This window comes from Teichococcus oryzae (genome assembly GCF_008386565.1).
GTDB lineage: Bacteria > Pseudomonadota > Alphaproteobacteria > Acetobacterales > Acetobacteraceae > Pseudoroseomonas > Pseudoroseomonas oryzae.
The window spans coordinates 522520-541426 of sequence record NZ_VUKA01000001.1 but is presented as its reverse complement, the minus strand read 5'-3'; the positions used below and the strand labels follow the sequence as shown (position 1 = coordinate 541426).

Annotated in this window: 20 protein-coding genes; 7 read left to right on the top strand and 13 right to left on the bottom strand. The window is 69.7% G+C overall.

Translation table 11 applies throughout. The annotated features are described in order from the left end of the window. The first annotated feature begins 87 nt into the window (after nt 1–87). Together F0Q34_RS02480 and F0Q34_RS02475 are read left to right on the top strand one after the other, a co-directional pair. A complete protein-coding gene (locus F0Q34_RS02480) occupies nt 88–567 on the top strand; it encodes a septal ring lytic transglycosylase RlpA family protein (RefSeq protein ID WP_241665276.1) in 480 nt (159 codons plus the stop codon). 137 nt (nt 568–704) lie between these two features. Further along, complete coding sequence (locus F0Q34_RS02475; protein WP_149810528.1) at nt 705–1151, top strand: septal ring lytic transglycosylase RlpA family protein; 447 nt, start codon at nt 705–707, stop codon at nt 1149–1151. A gap of 15 nt (nt 1152–1166) precedes the next feature. On the opposite strand, the gene thrC is transcribed toward F0Q34_RS02475, so the two are convergent. Both thrC and F0Q34_RS02465 read right to left on the bottom strand, forming a co-directional pair. After that, complete coding sequence (gene thrC / locus F0Q34_RS02470; protein WP_149811227.1) at nt 1167–2570, bottom strand: threonine synthase; 1404 nt, start codon at nt 2568–2570, stop codon at nt 1167–1169. Nucleotides 2571–2625: 55 nt separating this feature from the next. Further along, nucleotides 2626–2913, bottom strand: coding sequence for a TM2 domain-containing protein (locus F0Q34_RS02465; RefSeq protein ID WP_149811226.1), 288 nt, complete (start codon nt 2911–2913; stop codon nt 2626–2628). Nucleotides 2914–3033: 120 nt separating this feature from the next. On the opposite strand from F0Q34_RS02465, the gene F0Q34_RS02460 reads away from it, so the two are divergent. Next, on the top strand, nt 3034–4815 hold the full coding sequence (locus tag F0Q34_RS02460; protein WP_149810527.1) for a S9 family peptidase: 1782 nt from the start codon (nt 3034–3036) through the stop codon (nt 4813–4815). Nucleotides 4816–4853: 38 nt separating this feature from the next. On the opposite strand, the gene F0Q34_RS02455 is transcribed toward F0Q34_RS02460, so the two are convergent. The 9 genes from F0Q34_RS02455 to F0Q34_RS02415 all read right to left on the bottom strand — a co-directional run bounded on the left by F0Q34_RS02455 (nt 4854) and on the right by F0Q34_RS02415 (nt 15016). Further along, the gene (locus tag F0Q34_RS02455; protein WP_149810526.1) at nt 4854–5318 is read right to left on the bottom strand and encodes a RidA family protein; all 465 of its coding nucleotides are present in this window, start codon (nt 5316–5318) and stop codon (nt 4854–4856) included. A gap of 14 nt (nt 5319–5332) precedes the next feature. Further along, nucleotides 5333–6388: an alanine racemase gene (locus F0Q34_RS02450; protein ID WP_149810525.1), complete on the bottom strand. Its 1056-nt coding sequence runs from the start codon at nt 6386–6388 to the stop codon at nt 5333–5335. 66 nt (nt 6389–6454) lie between these two features. Further along, nucleotides 6455–7564: an endo-1,4-beta-xylanase gene (locus F0Q34_RS02445; RefSeq protein WP_149810524.1), complete on the bottom strand. Its 1110-nt coding sequence runs from the start codon at nt 7562–7564 to the stop codon at nt 6455–6457. A 144-nt stretch (nt 7565–7708) separates the two neighbouring features. Further along, entirely contained in the window at nt 7709–8122 is a 414-nt protein-coding gene (atpC, locus tag F0Q34_RS02440) for an ATP synthase F1 subunit epsilon (RefSeq protein WP_149810523.1), read from the bottom strand. Nucleotides 8123–8132: 10 nt separating this feature from the next. Continuing rightward, nucleotides 8133–9560 (bottom strand): F0F1 ATP synthase subunit beta, encoded by a 1428-nt coding sequence (atpD, locus tag F0Q34_RS02435; RefSeq protein ID WP_149810522.1) that lies wholly within the window; start codon nt 9558–9560, stop codon nt 8133–8135. A gap of 17 nt (nt 9561–9577) precedes the next feature. Then, on the bottom strand, nt 9578–10462 hold the full coding sequence (locus F0Q34_RS02430; protein ID WP_149810521.1) for a F0F1 ATP synthase subunit gamma: 885 nt from the start codon (nt 10460–10462) through the stop codon (nt 9578–9580). A 25-nt stretch (nt 10463–10487) separates the two neighbouring features. Continuing rightward, nucleotides 10488–12023, bottom strand: a complete 1536-nt coding sequence (gene atpA, locus F0Q34_RS02425) for a F0F1 ATP synthase subunit alpha (protein WP_149810520.1) — start codon at nt 12021–12023, stop codon at nt 10488–10490. Between the two features lies 1 nt (nt 12024). After that, on the bottom strand, nt 12025–12606 hold the full coding sequence (locus F0Q34_RS02420) for a F0F1 ATP synthase subunit delta (protein ID WP_149810519.1): 582 nt from the start codon (nt 12604–12606) through the stop codon (nt 12025–12027). 220 nt (nt 12607–12826) lie between these two features. After that, nucleotides 12827–15016: a primosomal protein N' gene (locus tag F0Q34_RS02415; RefSeq protein WP_149810518.1), complete on the bottom strand. Its 2190-nt coding sequence runs from the start codon at nt 15014–15016 to the stop codon at nt 12827–12829. An 81-nt stretch (nt 15017–15097) separates the two neighbouring features. Between F0Q34_RS02415 and fsa the strand changes: the two genes are divergently transcribed. From fsa to F0Q34_RS02395, 4 genes are all read left to right on the top strand, one after another. After that, the gene (fsa, locus tag F0Q34_RS02410) at nt 15098–15754 is read left to right on the top strand and encodes a fructose-6-phosphate aldolase (protein ID WP_149810517.1); all 657 of its coding nucleotides are present in this window, start codon (nt 15098–15100) and stop codon (nt 15752–15754) included. A 91-nt stretch (nt 15755–15845) separates the two neighbouring features. After that, nucleotides 15846–16463, top strand: a complete 618-nt coding sequence (locus tag F0Q34_RS02405) for a DUF484 family protein (protein WP_149810516.1) — start codon at nt 15846–15848, stop codon at nt 16461–16463. Then, a complete protein-coding gene (locus F0Q34_RS02400; RefSeq protein ID WP_149810515.1) occupies nt 16460–17371 on the top strand; it encodes a tyrosine recombinase XerC in 912 nt (303 codons plus the stop codon). Before F0Q34_RS02405 ends, F0Q34_RS02400 begins: the two co-directional genes overlap by 4 nt. Nucleotides 17372–17552: 181 nt before the next feature. Then, complete coding sequence (locus F0Q34_RS02395; RefSeq protein ID WP_206667939.1) at nt 17553–17888, top strand: antibiotic biosynthesis monooxygenase family protein; 336 nt, start codon at nt 17553–17555, stop codon at nt 17886–17888. Between the two features lie 116 nt (nt 17889–18004). On the opposite strand, the gene F0Q34_RS02390 is transcribed toward F0Q34_RS02395, so the two are convergent. Further along, the gene (locus F0Q34_RS02390; protein ID WP_161600758.1) at nt 18005–18241 is read right to left on the bottom strand and encodes a hypothetical protein; all 237 of its coding nucleotides are present in this window, start codon (nt 18239–18241) and stop codon (nt 18005–18007) included. 177 nt (nt 18242–18418) lie between these two features. After that, nucleotides 18419–18892, bottom strand: coding sequence for a Cys-tRNA(Pro) deacylase (ybaK, locus tag F0Q34_RS02385; protein ID WP_149810512.1), 474 nt, complete (start codon nt 18890–18892; stop codon nt 18419–18421). Between the last annotated feature and the right edge of the window lie 15 nt (nt 18893–18907).

The window sequence follows — 18907 nt, the reverse complement described above, 5'->3', positions numbered from 1 at the left end:
TGGCGCGCCGGAAACGGCTTCGTTGCGTTTCCGGTAGAAAATCAACCTCGCAGCACACGCGAAACCCTGTGGAAGGAGCCTGTCACCATGCCCACCCGCTGCCAGCCGCCCCAGTCCACCCGGCCCGGCTTCGCCCGCCCCGCCCTGATGGCGATGCTGATCCTGGCCGCTCCGCTGGCCCTGACCGCCTGCGCCGGCGCCGCTGAACCGCCCCCTGCCCAGGGCGCCTCCCGCACAGGGCCGGAGCCGGCCCGTCCGGCGCAAGGCGGCCCGGCGCAGCGCGGCGAAGCGTCCTTCTACCATGACAAGTTCCATGGCCGGACCATGGCGAATGGCGAAACCTTCGACCAGAACTCTGATTCCGCCGCCAGCAAGACATTGCCGCTGGGTACCAAGGCGCAGGTGAAGAACCTGGAGAATGGGCGCACCGCCACGGTGACCATCGAGGACCGTGGCCCCTTTGTGGATGGCCGCGTGGTGGATGTCAGCAAGAGCACCGCGCGGAAGCTGGACATGGTGGAGGATGGCACAGCCCCGGTGGAAGTGCGGCCCCTGCGCAACAACTGATGCGGGATAATCCTGGAAAATCCAGGAATATCCGCGAGATCCCGGCGAAACTTGAATCGGAGGCGGAAGTTCTCAACGGCATAGGCCGCCTCGATGGCGATGCCGGAATGGCGGCCCCCCAGCAAGGGAGCCCAGCAATGCAAGGCCTGAAAATCGCGGCCATCTGCCTGGCGCTTGGCCTGAGCGCCTCCTTCTCTCCCGCCGAAGCGCGCCAGGAACCGCGCAAGGACGCGGCACAAAGTCAGGTGAAGAAGACACAGCCCCAAGCGCGCAAGCCGGTGCAGCGCGGCCGTGCCTCCTATTACGCCAGTCATTTCCATGGCAAGCGCATGGCCAATGGCAAGCGCTTCAACCGCAACTCCAACGCGGCGGCCAGCCGCACCCTGCCGCTCGGCACGGAAGCACGGGTGAAGAACCTGGAGAATGGCCGCACCGCGGTGGTCACCATCCAGGACCGTGGGCCCTACAAGAAGGGCCGGGTGCTCGATGTGAGCCCGCGCACCGCGACGCTGCTCGGCATGCGGGAGGAAGGCGTGGCAATGGTCGAGATCACGCCGATCCGCCTGCCCTCCAATCCCGGCTAGGCCCGTTCCAGAACCTCAGCGCGAGTTGCGGCGGGCATGGCCCCGAACCGCGGCCTGCACCGCGTCCAGCGCGTTGGGCAGAACGGTGAAGCGCTCCTCCCGCCCATACAGGTCAGCCATGCGTGGCGGCAGGGGCGGCCGGAAACCGGTGGCCTTCTCCACCGCATCCGGGAATTTCGCCGGATGCGCCGTGGCGGCGACGATCACCGGCATGCCGTCCTCCGGCCGCTGCGCCCGCGCGGCGGCGGTGCCAATGGCGGTGTGCGGGTCGGCCAGATAGGCGCTGTCCCGGTGCAGGCGGCGGATTTCCTCCAGCGTGGCCTCATCCGACAGCGCATGACCGTGGAACAGGGTGGTGGCCTGCCGCCAGGCGGCATCGGGCACCGGCATCCGGCCTTCCGCGCGGAAGCGGCGCATCATGTCCGCCGTGGCGGCCGCATCGCGGTCCAGCAGCTCGAACAACAGCCGCTCGAAATTGGACGAAACCTGGATGTCCATGGAAGGCGACAGGGAAGGCGCCACGCCCTGCACGCTCATGTCGTTGGCGGCCAGGAAGCGGGCCAGGATGTCGTTGCGGTTGGCGCCGATCACCAGCCGCTCGATCGGCAGGCCCATGCGGCGGGCCACCCAGGCGGCCAGCACATTGCCGAAATTGCCCGTGGGCACGGACACCGCCACCGGCCGGTCCGGCGCGCCCAGCGCCAGGGCGGCATAAACGTAATACGGCACCTGCGCCGCGATGCGCGCCCAGTTGATCGAGTTGACGGCGGAAAGCTGCATCTCCCGCCGGAAGGGCGCGTCGTTGAACATCGCCTTCACCAGGTCCTGGCAATCGTCGAAGGAACCCTGGACGGCGATGTTGTGGATGTTGGGCGACAGCACCGTGGTCATCTGCCGGCGCTGCACCTCCGAGGTGCGGCCCTCGGGGTGCAGGATCACCACGTCGATGGCGGCACGGTCGCGGAACGCCTCGATCGCGGCCGAGCCGGTGTCGCCGGAGGTGGCGCCGACGATCGTCACCCGCTCCCCGCGCCGGGCCAGCACATGGTCGAACAGCCGCCCCAGCAGCTGCATCGCCATGTCCTTGAAGGCCAGGGTCGGGCCATGGAACAGTTCCAGCGCGAAGATCTGCGGCTCGATCTGGACCAGCGGCGCGGTGGCGAGATGGCCAAAGCCGGCATAAGCCTGCCGCGTCATGCCGAGCAGCGTGGCATGGTCCAGCGACCCTTCGGCGAAGGGTGCCATAACCCGGGCCGCCAGCTCCGGATAAGGCAGTCCGCGCAGGGCCCGCCATTCGGCGGCGGAAAATTCCGGCCAGGATTCCGGCAGGAACAGGCCACCATCCTCGGCGAGGCCGGCGAGCAGGACGGATTCGAAATCGCGGGCTGGGGCTTCGCCCCTGGTCGAGACATAGCGCATGGCGATGCTGGAATATGCCAATGCGCCGCCGGGCGCCATCGCCGATACGCCGGATTCAGCCGCCTTGCGTAAGGGAGTCGATCAGGCGGTTGTTGTGGCGGCGAATCCAGCCCGGGATCAGGAAGGCATCCACCACCACCCAGATCAGCGACACCAGCAGCACGGCACCCACGGTCGCGAAGCCGATCAGGCTCAACGCTAGCAGGGCGAGGCCGGTGCCCATCCTGCCGGCGTAGAAACGGTGCGCGCCGAACAGGCCGAAGAAGAACCACAACAGATAGGCGATCAGTGGCGATTTCTTGCCGGCGTCGTAGCGCATCATGCTTCGCGCATCGGGGGGCATGGACAAGGCCGTGTTCCTTCCGGTTGCTCTTGCCCATCATGCTGGCACGAAGCCGGGCGGGACGCACGGGCGGATGGCAGGCCTTGGCGGCCATGGCGAACAGGTTCAACACTTGTTGCCATGAACGACGCGAACACCCTGCTGGAACAGCTTCTCTCCACCCCCGCCACCACCCTGCCTGCCTTTGCCGGCGATGGCCGCCTCTACGCCCTGCACGATGCCGGCGGCTCGGCGCAGGTCTGGGAATGGCCGGCGGAAGGCGGGCCGCCACGGCCGCGCACGGCGCACCGGGATGCCTGCGCCTTTGTGGCCGGGCTGCCGGATGGCGGCGCCATCTTCGGCCGTGACGCGGCCGGGGATGAGCGGGTGCAGCTTTACCACCTGCCGCCCGAGGGAGAGGCACGCGCCCTGACGGCAAATCCCGAGGCCATCCATGGCTGGGGCGCCATTTCCCCCGATGGCGGCCGCATCGCCTTCACCAGCAATGCCCGCCACCCCGCCCATGCCGATGCCTGGGTGCTGGAACTGGCGACAGGCGAGGCGCGCTGCGTCGCCGATGTGGAAGGGCCGCATGAATTGCTGGCCTGGCGCCCCGACGGGCAGGCCGTGATCCTGGGCACCGCCCCGCGCACCTTCGAGAGCAACCTTTACCTGGTGCCGCTGGATGGCTCCCCCCGCACCGAGCTGACGCCGCATGCAGGCGACGCCCGGCACATGAACCCGCGCTGGAAGAAGGATAACAGCGGCTTCTGGCTGCTTTCCGACCAGGGGCGCGACTTCCTGGGCGTCGCCTTCCTGCGCCCGGGCGAGGCGCCGCGCTGGCTGTTCACGCCCGCGGCCGATGTGGAGAAGCTGGAAGTTTCCCCCGACCAGTCCATCCTGGCGGTGGTGGTGAACGAAGGCGGCTATTCCCGCCTGCGCTTCCTCGATGCCGCGACGGGCGCCGAGCGTTCCGCCCCCGCCCACCCGCAAGGCGTGATCACCAAGCTGAGCTGGGCGCCGGAGGGCGGCAGCGTGGTGTTCGACCTGGCCGGCTTCTCCTTCCCCTCCGGCCTGCACCGCGTCCGCCCGGGCGCCGCGGAAGCCGAGCCGCTGCATGAAGCGACCGGGTTGCCGCCGCTGCGCCGCTGGGAAACGGTGAGCTTTCCCAGCCATGACGGCCGCGACCTGCCGGCCTTCCTGGCCTTCCCCGAAGGCGAGCGGCCGGCATCGGGCTGGCCGATGCTGGTCTGGGTGCATGGCGGCCCGGCGATGCAGGCGCTGCCGAACTGGCGCCCGGACCTGCAAACCTTCCTGTCCATGGGCATCGCCGTGCTGGTGCCGAATGTGCGGGGCTCCACCGGCTATGGCGTCGCCTATGCCGCGCTGGATGACCGGGAAAAGCGGCTGGACAGCGTGGCCGACCTGGCTTCGGCGCATCGCTGGCTGTCGGCGCGGCCGGAGGTGGATGCCGCCCGCATCGGCATCATGGGGCAGAGCTATGGCGGCTGGATGGTGCTGGCCGCCACCACCGAATACCCGGAGCTATGGGCCTGCGGCGTCGATTTCTACGGCATCGCCCGCTGGAAGACGTTCTTCGAGCGCACGGGGCCGTGGCGCATCGGCCACCGCGCCGCCGAATACGGTGACCCGGTGGAGGACGCCGAATTGCTGGAGCGCCTGTCGCCGCTCAACCACGCCGATCGCATCCGCTGCCCGATGCTGGTGGCGCAGGGGCTGACCGACCCGCGCGTGCCGCCGCAGGAAAGCGAGCAGATCGTCGAGGTGCTGCGCCGCCGCGACGTGCCGGTGGAATACCTGACCTTTCCCGATGAAGGCCATGGCTTCACCAAGCGCGAGAACCGCCGCCGGGTCTACGCGGCGGTGACGGCCTTTCTGGGCCGGCACCTGCTGGCACGCTAGGCAGCGGCCGGGGGAGGCGCCCTTCCCCCGGCCCGCGATCAGTCGAGGATGCGGATCACCGCCTCGATCTCCACCGGCACGTTGGAGGGCAGCGAGCCCATCCCCACCGCCGAGCGGGCATGGCGGCCGCGCTCGCCCAGCACCTCCACCAGCAGGTTGGAGCAGGCATCGATGACCTTGGGCTGGTCGCCGTAATCCGGCACGGCATTGACCATGCCGAACACCTTCAGCACCTCCACCTTCTCCAGCGAGCCGGCGGCCGCCTTGGCCACCGCGAGGATGTGCAGGGCGCAAAGGACCGCTGCCTGCCGGGCTTCCTCCAGCCCCAGCGCCTCCCCCACCTTGCCGGTGGTCAGGCTGCCATCGGCGTGGCGCGGCACCTGGCCGGAGATATAGGCGACATCCCCCGCCCGCCGGAACGGCACATAGGAGAACAACGGCTTGCCCACCACCGGCAGGCTGTGCCCGAGGGCGGCGAGGCGGGATTCGGCGGTGTCGTTCATCTGTTGCGCTCCACTCACTGGCTGCGCCCGCGCGCAGCGATGTCGCAGAAGCCCTGGAACACCCCGCCCCTGGTGAAGGCCAGGCGATCATGCAGGTTGCTGACCGGGCAGACATGGTTGGGAATGACGCGCAGCCGCTCGCCGATGCGCGGGCCCTCGGCGCAGGCGGACACGTCCACCATGCCGTGCTCCTCGCTCATTTTGGCCAGCTTCGCCCCCGGATAGGCAGGGAAATAGCCATGCCCCTCCCCCGTGCCGGCCGGCATCGGGTCGGAGGAGAACACCTTGGAACCGGCATCGATGATGGCGAGGTCCGGGCGGGGGCGGCTGATCACCGTGACATGCACGGCGTAGGCGCAATCTTCCCAGGCGGCATGGCCGGCGGCGACCGTCATGCGGTCATTGTAGATGTAGGTGCCGACGCGAAGCTCCGTGACCGGCGCCATCTCATGCGTGCGGAAGGCGTTGGGGGTGCCGCCGCCGGAGATCACCGCCGGCTTCAGCCCTTCCGCCTCCAGCCGCGGCAGGAGGTCGCGCAGGATCTCGCCGGTGCGGGCATTGACGGGATAGTTCATCAGGCCGTCGAAGCGCACACCATTCGTGTCCCGCGCGGCGCGGGCCAGTTCCAGCACCTGGTCGATGGAGGTGACGCCGGTGCGGCCATTGCCGCTGTCGAACTCGACCAGCACGCCGATCTCGCCGCCGATGCGGCCGGCCTCAGCGACCGTCGCCAGCGCCACGGGATTGTCCAGCGACACGCGCATCGCCGCGCGCTTCGCCAGCGCCGCCAGCCGCAGCGCCTTGCCTTCCCCTACAATGGGGTAGGAGATCAGGATGTCGTCGATGCCGGCATCCGCCATCACCTCGGCCTCGCCAAGCTTCTGGCAGGTGATGCCCTTGGCGCCGAGTTCCAGCTGGCGATGCGCCAGGGCGGGAATCTTGTGCGTCTTGATGTGCGGGCGCAGGGCGAGGCCCATGCGGTCGCAGTAATCCTGCATCCGCTTCAGATTGGCCTCGACAATATCCAGCCCCACCACGGGAACAGGGGTTTCCAGAAGGGCAAGGTCCATGGGGCGTGCTCCGCGAGTCATCAGCGGCCATCCAACACCGGATGGCGCCGCCTGTCGCCCCCCCCCTCAGCCCCGGGTGAAACTCCGGGCGACGGCATGCCACATCGGCTTCCGGCGGTAATCGCCATCCAGGGGCAGGCCCCGATGGGTGCGCCCCCCGGGCAGGGCCACGCCCGGATCGCTGGCGAGCCATGAATAGCGGTCGGTCAGGCCCCAGCTCAGCACCGTCCGCACGCCGGCCTGCACGGCGCAGGACAGAAAGGCTTCCGCCCGTTCCGCCACCAGCGCGTCCCGCCGCGCGAGGTCGGGCGGGGCCGCGGCGGTTTCGCGGATGTCCAGCTCGGTGATCAGCACGGCAAGGCCAAGGCCGCGGATCTCGGCGAGGAAGGCGGCGAAGGGCTCTGGCCGGAAGGGCCGCACCAATTGCAGATGCGCCTGGATGCCCACCGCGTCGATCGGCACGCCCCGGTTCACCAGATTCCGCAGCAGGGCCAGCAGGCGCCGGCGCTTCTCGGCCGCGTCCGGCGTATCCTCCTCCACCCCGTATTCGTTCAGCGTCAGGCGCAGCGTGGGGTCGCGCTCCCGCGCCATGCGGAACGCCGTCTCGATATAGGAGGGGCCAAGGGCCCGCAGCCAGGGCGTGTCGCGCAAGGGTCCCGGGCCGCGTTCAGGCAGATCGCTGCCAGGGGGATTGGCGATCGGCTCATTCACCACATCCCAGTCCCGGATCTGGCTGCGCGCATGGTTCAGGACGAAGTCGAAATGCGCTTTCAGCAGGCCGAGTGCGCGGTTCCGCCCCTCGCCCAGCGCCGCCACCAGCCAGTCGGGCATGGCGTTGTGCCAGACCAGCGCATGGCCGCGCACCGGCATCCGGGCGGCCCTGGCCCAGTTCAGGATGCCATCCAGCGGCGCGGTGTCGAAGCGGCCTTCCTCGGGCTGCAGGGCTTCCCATTTGGCCTCCCATTCCGGCACCAGCAGCGCCGCCTCATCGGCGAAGGCCTGGCGGTAGCGGGCATCCTGTTCCAGCAGGGAAAGCTGCACGGCGGCCCCGAAGCTGATGCCGCGGACCCGCCCCAGGGCGCCGAGACCTGCCTCTTGCGCCAAAGCAGGCGGCGCCAGGAGGCCAGCAGCGATGCCGGGCAGGCTCCGCCGGGTCAGACGCAAAATTTCACCCATAGATCCCGCGCCATCTCCACCTCCACCACAGGAGCGCAGTGCAGCACACACGGAATGGTTGCGAAACCTGTTTATGCGCCATCGCAAACGAAACGCCGCCCTGGTTGCCCAGGGCGGCGTCCGCATTCCGAAAAGATCGAAGCGTCAGGCGGCTTCGGCGGCGGCTTCCATTTCGCGAACCGCCAGGAGGCGGTCCATGGCCAGTTCCCGCTCCTCGGGCGTCGCGGTGGAAGCGGTGCCGGCATAGGCGGCCTCCGCCTCCCGGACTCGTTCCGCCGCCTGGGCGCGGGAAAGCTGCGTCACCGGCGTCGCCTCATCGGCCAGCACGGTCACGCGGGTCGGCGTGATCTCCGCGAAGCCGCCCATGACGAACAGCTTCTCGGTGATGGCGCCGTTTTCCTGCACGCGGATGACGCCGCCCTTCAGGGCCACGATCATCGGCGCCATGCCGGGAAGCACACCCATCTCGCCCTCGGCCGCCGGGATGATGGCCATCTCGACGGGGCGGGAAAGCAGCAGCTTCTCCGGGCTGACCAGTTCCAGGTCGAAGGTGGCCATCGCTCGATCCTCAGGCCTTGGCCGTCAGGGACTCGCCCTTCTTCACCGCATCCTCGATGGTGCCCACCATGTAGAAGGCGGCTTCCGGCAGGTGGTCGTATTCGCCGTTGCAGATGGCGGCGAAGGAACGGACCGTGTCCTCGATCTTCACGAACACGCCCGGCGTGCCGGTGAACACCTCGGCCACGTGGAAAGGCTGGCTCAGGAAGCGCTGGATCTTGCGCGCGCGCGCCACGATCAGCTTGTCGTCCTCGCTCAGCTCATCCATGCCCAGGATGGCGATGATGTCCTGCAGCGACTTGTAGGTCTGCAGGATGCGCTGCACCTCGCGGGCGGTGCGGTAGTGCTCCTCGCCGATGATGCGCGGGTCCATCGCACGGGACGTGGAGTCCAGCGGGTCCACGGCCGGGAAGATGGCCTGCTCGGCGATGGCGCGGTTGAGCACCGTCGTCGCGTCAAGGTGGGCGAAGGAGGTGGCGGGCGCCGGGTCGGTCAGGTCGTCGGCGGGCACGTAGATGGCCTGCACCGAGGTGATCGAGCCCTTCTTCGTGGACGTGATCCGCTCCTGCAGCGCGCCCATGTCGGTGGCCAGCGTCGGCTGGTAGCCCACCGCGGAGGGGATGCGGCCGAGCAGGGCCGAAACCTCGGCGCCCGCCTGGGTGAAGCGGAAGATGTTGTCGATGAAGAACAGCACGTCCTGGCCCTGCTCATCGCGGAAATATTCCGCCATGGACAGGCCGGACAGCGCGACGCGGGCGCGGGCGCCCGGCGGCTCGTTCATCTGGCCGTAGACGAGCGCCACCTTGGAACCGGCGGTATCGTTCTCGTTCAGCTTGATGACGCCGGCGTCGATCATCTCGTGGTAAAGGTCGTTGCCCTCGCGGGTGCGCTCACCCACGCCGGCGAAGACCGACACGCCGCCATGGCCCTTAGCGATGTTGTTGATCAGCTCCTGGATGGTCACGGTCTTGCCGACGCCGGCGCCGCCGAACAGGCCGACCTTGCCGCCCTTCAGGTAAGGGGCCAGCAGATCGATGACCTTGATGCCGGTGACCAGGATCTCGGCCGCCGTCGCCTGGTCCTCGAAGGGAGGAGCCTCGCGGTGGATGGTGTAGGTCTTCTCGGCCGGCACCGGGCCGCGCTCGTCGATCGGCTCGCCGATGACGTTCAGGATGCGGCCCAGCGTGCCCTCGCCCACCGGCACGGCAATGCCCTTGCCCGTGTCGACGACCTCGGAGCCGCGGACCAAGCCGTCCGTGGTGTCCATGGCGATGCAGCGCACGGTGCGCTCGCCCAGGTGCTGCGCGACTTCCATCACCAGGGTGCGGTCGCCGATCTTCACCTGAAGCGCGTTCTGCATGTTCGGCAGTTCGGAGGGGAACTGCACGTCCACGACGGCGCCCAGGACCTGGGTCACCTTGCCAACATTGTTCTTCATGGCGGTGCTCATTCCCCTCAGAGTGCCTCGGCCCCGGAGATGATCTCGATCAGCTCGCTGGTGATGTTGGCCTGGCGCGTGCGGTTGTAGGTCAGTGTCAGCTTGTTGATCATGTCGCCCGCGTTGCGCGTGGCGTTGTCCATCGCGTTCATCTGGCTGCCGAAGAAGCCGGCGGCGCTGTCGAGGATCGCGCGGTAGATCTGGATGGCGAGGTTCTTGGGCAGGATCTGCGCCAGGATGGTCGCCTCGTCCGGCTCATATTCGTACCAGGCCTGGGCGCCTTCCGGCTCCGCCGGGCTGGCCTCGGGCAGCTCGGTCGGAACCAGCTGCTGCGCCGTCGGCACCTGGGCGATGACGGAGCGGAAGCGGTTGTAGATCAGCGTGCAGACGTCGATCTCCCCGGCATCCAGCATGGCGGTGACGCGGGCCGCGATTTCCTGCGCCTCCGCGAAGCCGACCTGCTTCTTGCCCTGGAAGCTGACCTCGCCCACGATCCGGGAGGCGAATTCGCGCTTCAGATAGGCGGCGCCCTTGCGGCCCACGGTCAGCACCTTGACCGTCTTGCCCTGCTCCTCCAGCTCGCGGATGCGGGCACGGGCGAAGCGGCCGACATTGGTGTTGAACGCGCCGGCCAGGCCGCGCTCGCCCGACACCACGATCAGCAGGTGCGTCTGGTCGCGCCCCGTGCCCACGAGCAGCTTCGGCGCATCCGGGTTACCGGCCACCGCCTGCCCGAGGGAGGCGAGCATGCGCGCCATGCGCTCGGCATAGGGGCGCGCCGCCTCGGCGCGGTTCTGGGCGCGGCGGAGCTTCGCCGCCGCGACCATCTTCATCGCCTGGGTGATCTTGCGGGTCGATTTGACGCTGTTGATGCGCCCCCGCAGCTCCTTCAGGTTGGCCATGGATCCCTGTCCCCCGCGCCTGGCGTCAGGCCGCGAAGGTCTTGCTGAAGTCGTCCAGGAAGGAGACCAGCTGGGCTTCCGTCTCCTTGGTGATCTCGCGCTTGTCGCGGATGCTGGCGAGGATCTCCGGCGCGCTGGTGCGCACCCCCGCGAGCAGCTCCCGCTCGAACTTGCCGACCTGGTTGACCTCGATCCTGTCGAGATAGCCACGCGTGCCGGCGAACAGCGACACCACCTGCTCCTCGACCGGAACCGGCTGGAACTGCGGCTGCTTCAGCAGCTCGGTCAGCCGCGCGCCACGGGCCAGCAGGGCCTGGGTGGAGGGGTCGAGGTCGGAGGCGAACTGGGCGAAGGCCGCCATCTCGCGGTACTGCGCCAGCTCCAGCTTGATCTTGCCGGCGACCTGCTTCATCGCCTTGATCTGCGCCGCCGAGCCCACGCGGGACACCGAGAGGCCGACGTTCACGGCGGGGCGGATGCCCTTGAAGAACAGTTCCGTCTCCAGGAAGATCTGCCCGTCCGTGATCGAGATCACGTTGGTCGGGATGTAGGCGGACACGTCGCCCGCCTGCGTCTCGATCACCGGCAGAGCGGTCAGCGAGCCGAGGCCGGCGGCCTCGCCCATCTTCGCGGCGCGCTCCAGCAGGCGGGAATGCAGATAGAACACGTCGCCCGGATAAGCCTCGCGGCCCGGCGGACGGCGCAGCAGCAGCGACATCTGGCGATAGGCGACAGCCTGCTTCGACAGATCATCATAGATGATCAGCGCATGCATGCCGTTGTCGCGGAAGAACTCGCCCATGGCGCAGCCGGTATAGGGCGCCAGGAACTGCATCGGCGCCGGGTCGGAAGCGGTGGCGGCGACGACAATGGAATATTCCATCGCGCCGTTCTCTTCCAGCGTGCGCACCAGCTGCGCCACGGTGGAGCGCTTCTGGCCGATCGCGACATAGATGCAGTAGAGCTTCTTGCTCTCGTCATCACCGGCGTTGATCGGCTTCTGGTTGATGATGGTGTCGACCAGAACGGCGGACTTGCCGGTCTGGCGGTCACCGATCACCAGCTCGCGCTGACCGCGGCCAATCGGGATCAGGGCGTCGATCGCCTTGATGCCGGTCTGCATCGGCTCGTGCACGGACTTGCGCGGGATGATGCCGGGGGCCTTCACCTCGACCAGGGCAGGCTTGACGTCGACCAGCGGACCCTTGCCGTCGATCGGGTTGCCCAGGCCATCGACCACGCGGCCGAGCAGCCCCTTGCCGACCGGCACCTGAACGATGTCGCCGGTGCGGGACACGGTGTCGCCCTCACGGACGGCGCTGTCGTCACCGAAGATCACGATGCCGACATTGTCGGTCTCGAGGTTCAGCGCCATGCCCTTCAGGCCGGCGGAGGGAAACTCCACCAGCTCGCCGGCCATCACGTTCTGCAGGCCGTAGACGCGGGCAATGCCGTCGCCCACGCTCAGCACCGTGCCGACCTCGGCAACATTCGCATCGGCGTCGAAACCGGCGATCTGCTGCTTCAGGATCTCCGAGATCTCGGCAGGACGGATCTCCATATCAGGCGGCCCCCTTCATGGCGTACTGCAGGCGCTGCAGCTTGGACTTGATCGAGCTGTCGAACAGCCGGGACCCGATGCGCACGACCAGGCCGCCCAGAAGGGCGGGATCAACGCGCTCGACCAGCTTGACGTTGGAATAGCCGGCCTCGGTCAGGCGCGCAGTGAGCTGCGTGCGCTGGACGTCGGTCAGCGGGTGGGCGGTGGAAACCTCCGCGGTCTGCTGCCCGCGCTGCTCGGCGAGCAGCGCCGCGAAGGCGGCGATCACCTGCGGCAGGGCGGCGAGGCGGCGATTCTGGATCAGCACGCCGACCAGGTTGCGCACGTCACCGGACAGGCCGACCTTCTCCAGGATGGCGAAGGCGGCGCGCTGCTGCGCGCCGGCGTCCAGGCGCGGATCCTGGATGAAGGCGCGGAACCCGGCATCCTTGGCGATGAGCTCGCGCAGCTTCTCCAGGTCGTCGGCGGTGGCATCGACCGTCTTGCGGTCCTTTGCCAGTTCCAGCAAGGCGAGCGCATAGCGCTGCGTCAGGCCGGAGGGGTGGTTCGCGTGGGGCGAGACGTTGGTCGCTTCGGAGGCCACGGAAGATCCCGTTCTCTGCTTTACCGGCGTCCCGCCACCTGACCCCACCCGAGTGGCAGAGTCTGCGGCCGGACATGTTCATGAAGCGGCGAACAAGGTTCGTCGCGGCGCGCCGGCATTACCACGATGTGTCGCGATGCGGCAACTGGGGTAGCCGGGAATCCTTACGGCGGATTCACCGGCTGGCCGGTTTTCGGGAACAATCGGGCCACAGGGGCGGCTACAGGAAGCTCACCGGGTCCACATCCACCTGCACCTTCACGCTGGCGGGCACCGCGACCCGCCCCAGCCATTCCCGCAGGATGGGCTGCACCGCCACCTCCCTCCGGCACTTCAGGAGCAGGCGGCGGCGATGCCGGCCGCGCAGCATCGCCAGCGGCGCCGGGGCCGGGCCCAGCACCTCCATCCCCTCCCCACGCGGCGCCGCCATGCCGAGGTCCCGCGCCACCCGGTCGGCTTCGCGCTCATCCTCGGCCGAGACCACCAGGGCAGCGAGGCGGCCGAAGGGCGGCCAGTGGCCCGGGCGCCGCTGCCCGGCCTCCGCCGCCATGAAGCCATCAAGGTCGCCGGACACCAGCGCCTGCATCACCGGGTGCTCCGGGCTCCAGGATTGCAGCAGCACCCGGCCCGGGGCTTCCGCCCGGCCGGCGCGGCCCGCCACCTGGTGCAGCAGCTGGACGGTGCGCTCGGCCGCCCGCAGGTCGCCGCCGGCGAGGCCGAGATCGGCATCCACCACCCCCACCAGGGTCAGGTGCGGGAAGTGCCAGCCCTTGGCGACGATCTGGGTGCCGATGATCAGGTCCACCTCACGCGCCTCGATGGCCCGCGCTGCCTCCGCCGCAGCCGCCGGGCCGGGAATGGTGTCGGACGCCATCACCAGCCGCCGCGCATCGGGGAACATCTCGGCCGCTTCCTCCTGCACCCGCTCCACGCCGGGGCCGAGGGGCGTCAGGCTGTTCTCGGCGTTGCATTCGGGGCAGGTGGGCGGGATCGGCTCGGCATGGCCGCAATGGTGGCATTGCAGCCGGCGCTGCAGCCGGTGCTCCACCAGCCAGGCCGTGCAGTTGGGGCAGCGCATGCGGTGGCCGCAATGGCGGCACAGCGTCAGCGGCGCATAGCCGCGGCGGTTGAGGAACAGCATGGCCTGCTGGCCGCCGGCAATGGTGTCGCGGATCGCCGCCACCAAAGACGGGCTGAGGAAGCGGCCGCGCTCGGGCGGCGCCACGCGCTGGTCTATGACCTCCACCGCCGGCAGGGCGGCGCCACCGTGGCGCACCGGCAGGTGAACGGCGGCGTAGCGGCCCTGCTCGGCATTGGTCAGCGTCTCAAGGCTGGGCGTGGCGGACACCAGGACGCAGGCGGCCCCCGCCAGCCGGGCGCGCACCACCGCCATGTCCCGCGCGTTGTAGATGACGCCTTCCTCCTGCTTGAAGGAGGTTTCGTGTTCCTCGTCCACCACGATCAGGCCCAGATCGGGAAAGGGCAGGAACAAGGCTGAGCGGGCGCCCACCAGCACATCCACCCGCCCCTCCGCCACCGCCCGCCAGGTGTCGCGGCGCCGGCGCCCCCCAAGCTCGGAATGCCAAAGCGCCGGCTCGGCGCCGAAGCGGCGGGCGAATCGTTCCAGCCACTGGGTGGACAGCGCGATCTCCGGCAACAGCACCAGCGCCTGCCGCCCTTGCTTCAGGCATTCGGCCACGGCTTCCAGATACACCTCGGTCTTGCCGGAGCCGGTGACGCCGGTCAGCAGCGTCACGCCGAACTGGCGGGCCGCCGCCGCCGCGCGCAGCTGCGCCGCCGCATCCTGCTGCTCGGGCCCGAGCGCCGGGCCGGGGCGGGACAGGTCGGGCCGGGGGAACTCATCGGCGCGGGGCAGCAGGGCGGGCTCCAGCAGCCCCGCCTCCGCCATGCCGCGCACCACCCCGGCGGAAACACCGGCCGCCACCGCAAGCGAGGTGGCGCCGCGCACCTCCCCTTCCTCCAGCGTGTCCAGCACCCGACGCCGGTTCTCGGTGAAGCGGGCATTGGACTGGCCAAGTTTGGCGCGCAGCCCGGCCTCGGACAACCGCCAGCCGGCCTTGGCCGCGGGCGGGTCGAGGGCGGAAGGCGCGCTCATCGCCATGCGCAGCACCGCGCCGGGCGGCGAAAGCGTGTAGGCCGCCACCCATTCGATGAAGCGGCGCAGGCTTTCGGTCATCGGCGGGATGTCGAACACGGCGGCGATGTCGCGCAGCCGGCGCTCCGGCAGGTCGGGATCGGGCTCCCCGTCCCACACCACGCCCAGCGTTTCGCGCCCGCTCAGCGGCACCTGGACGAAGCTGCCGGGCGGCGGCGGCGGCATGCCCGCCGGCACCCGGTAATCATAGGTCCCGGCCAGCGGCAGGGGCAGCAGAACACGCAGACGAGCCATATCCCCTTATCTCCGCCGCCTCGGCCTTCCGTTCAACGTCCCCGGCTTGCTAAACCCTCGGCGCAACCGGAGGCCTGCCCCATGAAGTTCTTTGTCGACACGGCCGAGGTGGCCGATATCCGTGCCCTGGCTGAGCTTGGCATGGTGGATGGCGTCACCACCAACCCCTCGCTGATCGCCAAGTCGGGCCGCAAGATGAGCGAGGTGATCGCCGAGATCTGCGACATCACCCCGGGCCCGGTTTCCGCCGAGGTGACGGCGGAAGACCATGAAACCATGTTGGCCGAGGGCCGCTACCTGCGTGACATCGCCGGCAATGTCACGGTCAAGGTGCCGCTGACGGAGGCCGGGCTGCGCACCTGCCGGGTGCTGACGCAGGAAGGCACGCCGGTCAACGTGACGCTGTGCTTCTCCCCCACCCAGGCGCTGCTGGCGGCCAAGGCGGGCGCCACCTACATCTCCCCCTTCGTGGGCCGGCTGGACGACCTGGCGCAGGACGGCATGCAGCTGATCGCCGACATCGTGCAGATCTACCGCAACTACCCGGACCTGACCACGCAGGTGCTGGTGGCCTCCATCCGCCATCCGCTGCACCTGGCGCAGGCCGCCAAGCTCGGCGCGCATGTGGCCACCCTGCCGCCCGCCGTGATCCGCCAGCTGATCAAGCATCCGCTGACCGACCGTGGGCTGGAGGCCTTTACCGCGGACTGGAAGAAGACCGGTCAGAGCATCCTCTGACACGCCAGGGCGGGTTTTCTTTGACGCGCGGGCCCCGCTGCCCTTCTCTGCGCCGCATGACCCGCCTTTTCCGCCTGCCGGCCCGCGCCCGATGAATGAGGAGGACGTGGCCGGCTGGCTGCGCGACCATCCGGGCTTCCTGGCCGGGCGGCCGGACCTGTACCGGCTGCTGGCCCCGCCCCGCCGCGTGCATGGCGAGGAACTGGCCGACCACATGGCGGCGATGATCACCGCCGAGCGCGCGGCCACGCGCCACCTGACCGAGGCCGCGCGCGAAGGCGATGGCTTCGCCGCCCGCATCCAGGCCGCCATCCTGGCGCTGATCGCCAGCCGCGACCCGGCCGAAACGGTGGCGCAGGAATGGCCTGCCCTGCTGGGGCTGGAACATTGCGCCCTGGCCAGCGAGGGGCCGCCCGCCGCGCATCGCCTGTCGCTGCCGGCCGGAAGCGTTTCCCGCCTGATGCCTGCCGGGCGGGAGGCCCTCATCCGGCTGGAGCCGACCGAACTGCTCCTGCTGCATGCCGAGGCGGCGGCGCTGGTGCTGCGGGATGCCCTCGCCCTGGTGCCGCTGCCCGGCCCCCCGACGCTGCTGGTGCTGGGCGCCCGCGACAAGGCGGCGCTGCCCAGCCGCGGCGCCGCCGCCCAGTTGCAATTCCTGGCCGCCGCCCTGGCCGCCGCCCTGAGCCGCATCGAGGGGAAGCCGCGATGACGGGATTGGAGGCACGGCAGCGCTGGCTGGACTGGCTCGCCCGGGAACGGCGCGCCAGCCCGCACACCCTGGCCGCCTATGGCGCCGACCTGGCCGATTTCCTGGGATTCCTGACCCGCCACCAGGGGGCCGAGCCGGATCTCGGCGCCATCGCCGCGCTGCGCCCGGCCGATATCCGCGCCTTCCTGGCCGAGCGCGCCACGCGGGACAAGGTCGGCAACGCCACCCGCGCCCGGCAGCTGGCGGCCCTGCGCGGCTTTCTGCGCTTCCTGGCGCGGCATCACGGGATCGAGCCGCTGGCACTCGCAGGGTTGCGCGGCCCGAGGGTGGTGCCCCCCGCCCCCCGCCCCCTGACGGCGGAACAGGCGCGCGAGGTGGCGGGCTCGGTCGGCTCGGTGGAGCACACGCCCTTGCAGGCGGCCCGCGACACCGCCCTGTTCACCCTGCTTTATGGCTGCGGGTTGCGCATCTCGGAGGCTCTTGGACTCGACATCCGCGACGCGCCGCGCGCTGGCCAGGGCCTGAAGGTGCGCGGCAAGGGCAACAAGGAGCGAATCGTGCCGGTGCTGCCCGCCGTGGCGCAGGCGGTGGCAGCCTATGTCGCCCTGCGCGGCAATCCGCCGCCCGAGGCGCCGCTGTTCACCGGCGCGCGCGGCGGCAGGCTGGACCCCGCCGTGGCGCAGAAGGCCCTGCGCGATTACCGCCGCCTGGCCGGGCTGCCGGAGAATGCCACGCCCCATGCGCTGCGGCATTCCTTCGCCACCCATCTGCTGGGGGCCGGGGGCGACCTGCGCTCCATCCAGGAATTGCTGGGCCATGCCAGCCTGTCCACCACCCAGCGCTACACCACGGTGGACGCGGTGCGGCTGCTGGAAACCTGGCAGAAGGCGCATCCCCGCGCGGAATGAGCAGCGGCGGCCATTCCGCCAGGGAGGCCCGGCATTGATGGCAGGCCGCGCCCACCCATGATCAATTCATTTCGATTTGCCGCCGGATCATCCATTCTGAAGATCGGGCCGGGAAGCCGCCGCGCACGCGGCCAGCTTCCATCCGATTGCCAGAATCGCCCGGCGGAGGAGACGCATGGCCATGCAAGACAACGCTTTCCGCCCCGCCATCGCCCGTGTCTGGCGGGGCCGCGTCCCGCGGGACCGCGCCGATGAATACGAAGCCTATAATTTCGAGGCCGGCATCCGCCCGCTGATCGAGAAGGCGCTGGGCGTCCAGACCTTCCGCGAGGATCGTGCCGGCGAGAGCGAGTTCGTGACCATCTCCTACTGGCCGAGCATCGCGGCGATGGCCGCCTTCACCGGCGCCGATCCCACCGATGTTCACCACCTGCCGCGCGACGCGGAGTTCCTGATCGAGCTGCCACGCTCGGTGCAGATCCTCAGCCTGCGGCAAAGCCACGGCCGGACCGGCTGATCCCGCACGCCCCTGGAGCAGATCCCGATCGGCCGATATCGCCCGATCGGTTGAAGATGCTCGACTGAACAAAGAGCCAGAGCATTTGAAGGGAGCCGGTGCGGGCGGAAAATGCTCTAGCCGCCCGGGCCGAAGCCCAGGCGCCTGCCCCAGGCGCGGCCGCGGTCCAGCAGCCTCGCCTCCAGCCCGTCCATCCTGTCCATCTGCCGGGGCCAGCGCGCATGGCACCAGCCGAGGCAGCGGCGCGACCACGCATATTGGTCGCGCAGCACGAACACGCCCAGCAGCAGGAACAGCCCGCCCTGCAGCACGGGCAGCACCAGCCCCAGCACGCCCAGCACCAGCAGGAACACGCCCGTGGCCTTCCGTTTCCAGGAGCGTTGGCCCTGGACGTTGTTTGTGATCATGCTGCAGCAGATGGTGGGGCGCCGGCCGGCCTCAACCCCGCCCCAGGCTCAATCCCATCAGGGGCCCAATCCCATCAGGGGCTCAATCCCGCCCGGGGCCTCAGCCCGTCCGGGCGGTCCCGTTCAGGCAATCAGGGAAGCGGAGCGGCCGCCCAGCGCCTTCAGGGCATCCTCCGGCCGCAGGCGGACCTGCAGCCCGCGCTGGCCGCCATTGAGGAACACATGCGGCTCCCCCATCGCCGCCTGTTCGAGCACGGCCGGCAGGGCGCGCTTCTGGCCGAAGGGGCTGATGCCGCCCACATGATAGCCGGTCAGGCGCTCCGCCTCGGGCGGCGGCAGCATCCGCGCCGACTTGCCGCCAAAGGCCACCGCCAGCTTCTTCATCGATATTTCGCGGTTGGAAGGCACCACGGCGCAGACCGGGCGCCCATCCACCTCGGCCATCAGCGTCTTCAGCACCCGGGCGGGCGGCTCGCCCAGTGCCTCGGCGGCGGCGAGGCCGATGCTGGCCGCTTCCGGGTCGTAGTCATAGCTGTGCAGGGTGAAGGCGACGCCCAGCTTCCGCAGGGCCTGCGTGGCGCGCGTCGCCTTCGACATGGTTCAGCCCCAGGG

Bases quoted from the DNA above. Each gene is read 5' to 3' on its own strand.
- F0Q34_RS02480 (WP_241665276.1), top strand. From the start codon at position 88: ATGCCCACCCGCTGCCAGCCGCCCCAGTCCACCCGGCCCGGCTTCGCC.
- F0Q34_RS02475 (WP_149810528.1), top strand. From the start codon at position 705: ATGCAAGGCCTGAAAATCGCGGCCATCTGCCTGGCGCTTGGCCTGAGC.
- thrC (WP_149811227.1), bottom strand. From the start codon at position 2,570: ATGCGCTATGTCTCGACCAGGGGCGAAGCCCCAGCCCGCGATTTCGAA.
- F0Q34_RS02465 (WP_149811226.1), bottom strand. From the start codon at position 2,913: ATGCCCCCCGATGCGCGAAGCATGATGCGCTACGACGCCGGCAAGAAA.
- F0Q34_RS02460 (WP_149810527.1), top strand. From the start codon at position 3,034: ATGAACGACGCGAACACCCTGCTGGAACAGCTTCTCTCCACCCCCGCC.
- F0Q34_RS02455 (WP_149810526.1), bottom strand. From the start codon at position 5,318: ATGAACGACACCGCCGAATCCCGCCTCGCCGCCCTCGGGCACAGCCTG.
- F0Q34_RS02450 (WP_149810525.1), bottom strand. From the start codon at position 6,388: ATGGACCTTGCCCTTCTGGAAACCCCTGTTCCCGTGGTGGGGCTGGAT.
- F0Q34_RS02445 (WP_149810524.1), bottom strand. From the start codon at position 7,564: ATGGGTGAAATTTTGCGTCTGACCCGGCGGAGCCTGCCCGGCATCGCT.
- atpC (WP_149810523.1), bottom strand. From the start codon at position 8,122: ATGGCCACCTTCGACCTGGAACTGGTCAGCCCGGAGAAGCTGCTGCTT.
- atpD (WP_149810522.1), bottom strand. From the start codon at position 9,560: ATGAAGAACAATGTTGGCAAGGTGACCCAGGTCCTGGGCGCCGTCGTG.
- F0Q34_RS02430 (WP_149810521.1), bottom strand. From the start codon at position 10,462: ATGGCCAACCTGAAGGAGCTGCGGGGGCGCATCAACAGCGTCAAATCG.
- atpA (WP_149810520.1), bottom strand. From the start codon at position 12,023: ATGGAGATCCGTCCTGCCGAGATCTCGGAGATCCTGAAGCAGCAGATC.
- F0Q34_RS02415 (WP_149810518.1), bottom strand. From the start codon at position 15,016: ATGGCTCGTCTGCGTGTTCTGCTGCCCCTGCCGCTGGCCGGGACCTAT.
- fsa (WP_149810517.1), top strand. From the start codon at position 15,098: ATGAAGTTCTTTGTCGACACGGCCGAGGTGGCCGATATCCGTGCCCTG.
- F0Q34_RS02405 (WP_149810516.1), top strand. From the start codon at position 15,846: ATGAATGAGGAGGACGTGGCCGGCTGGCTGCGCGACCATCCGGGCTTC.
- F0Q34_RS02400 (WP_149810515.1), top strand. From the start codon at position 16,460: ATGACGGGATTGGAGGCACGGCAGCGCTGGCTGGACTGGCTCGCCCGG.
- F0Q34_RS02395 (WP_206667939.1), top strand. From the start codon at position 17,553: ATGCAAGACAACGCTTTCCGCCCCGCCATCGCCCGTGTCTGGCGGGGC.
- ybaK (WP_149810512.1), bottom strand. From the start codon at position 18,892: ATGTCGAAGGCGACGCGCGCCACGCAGGCCCTGCGGAAGCTGGGCGTC.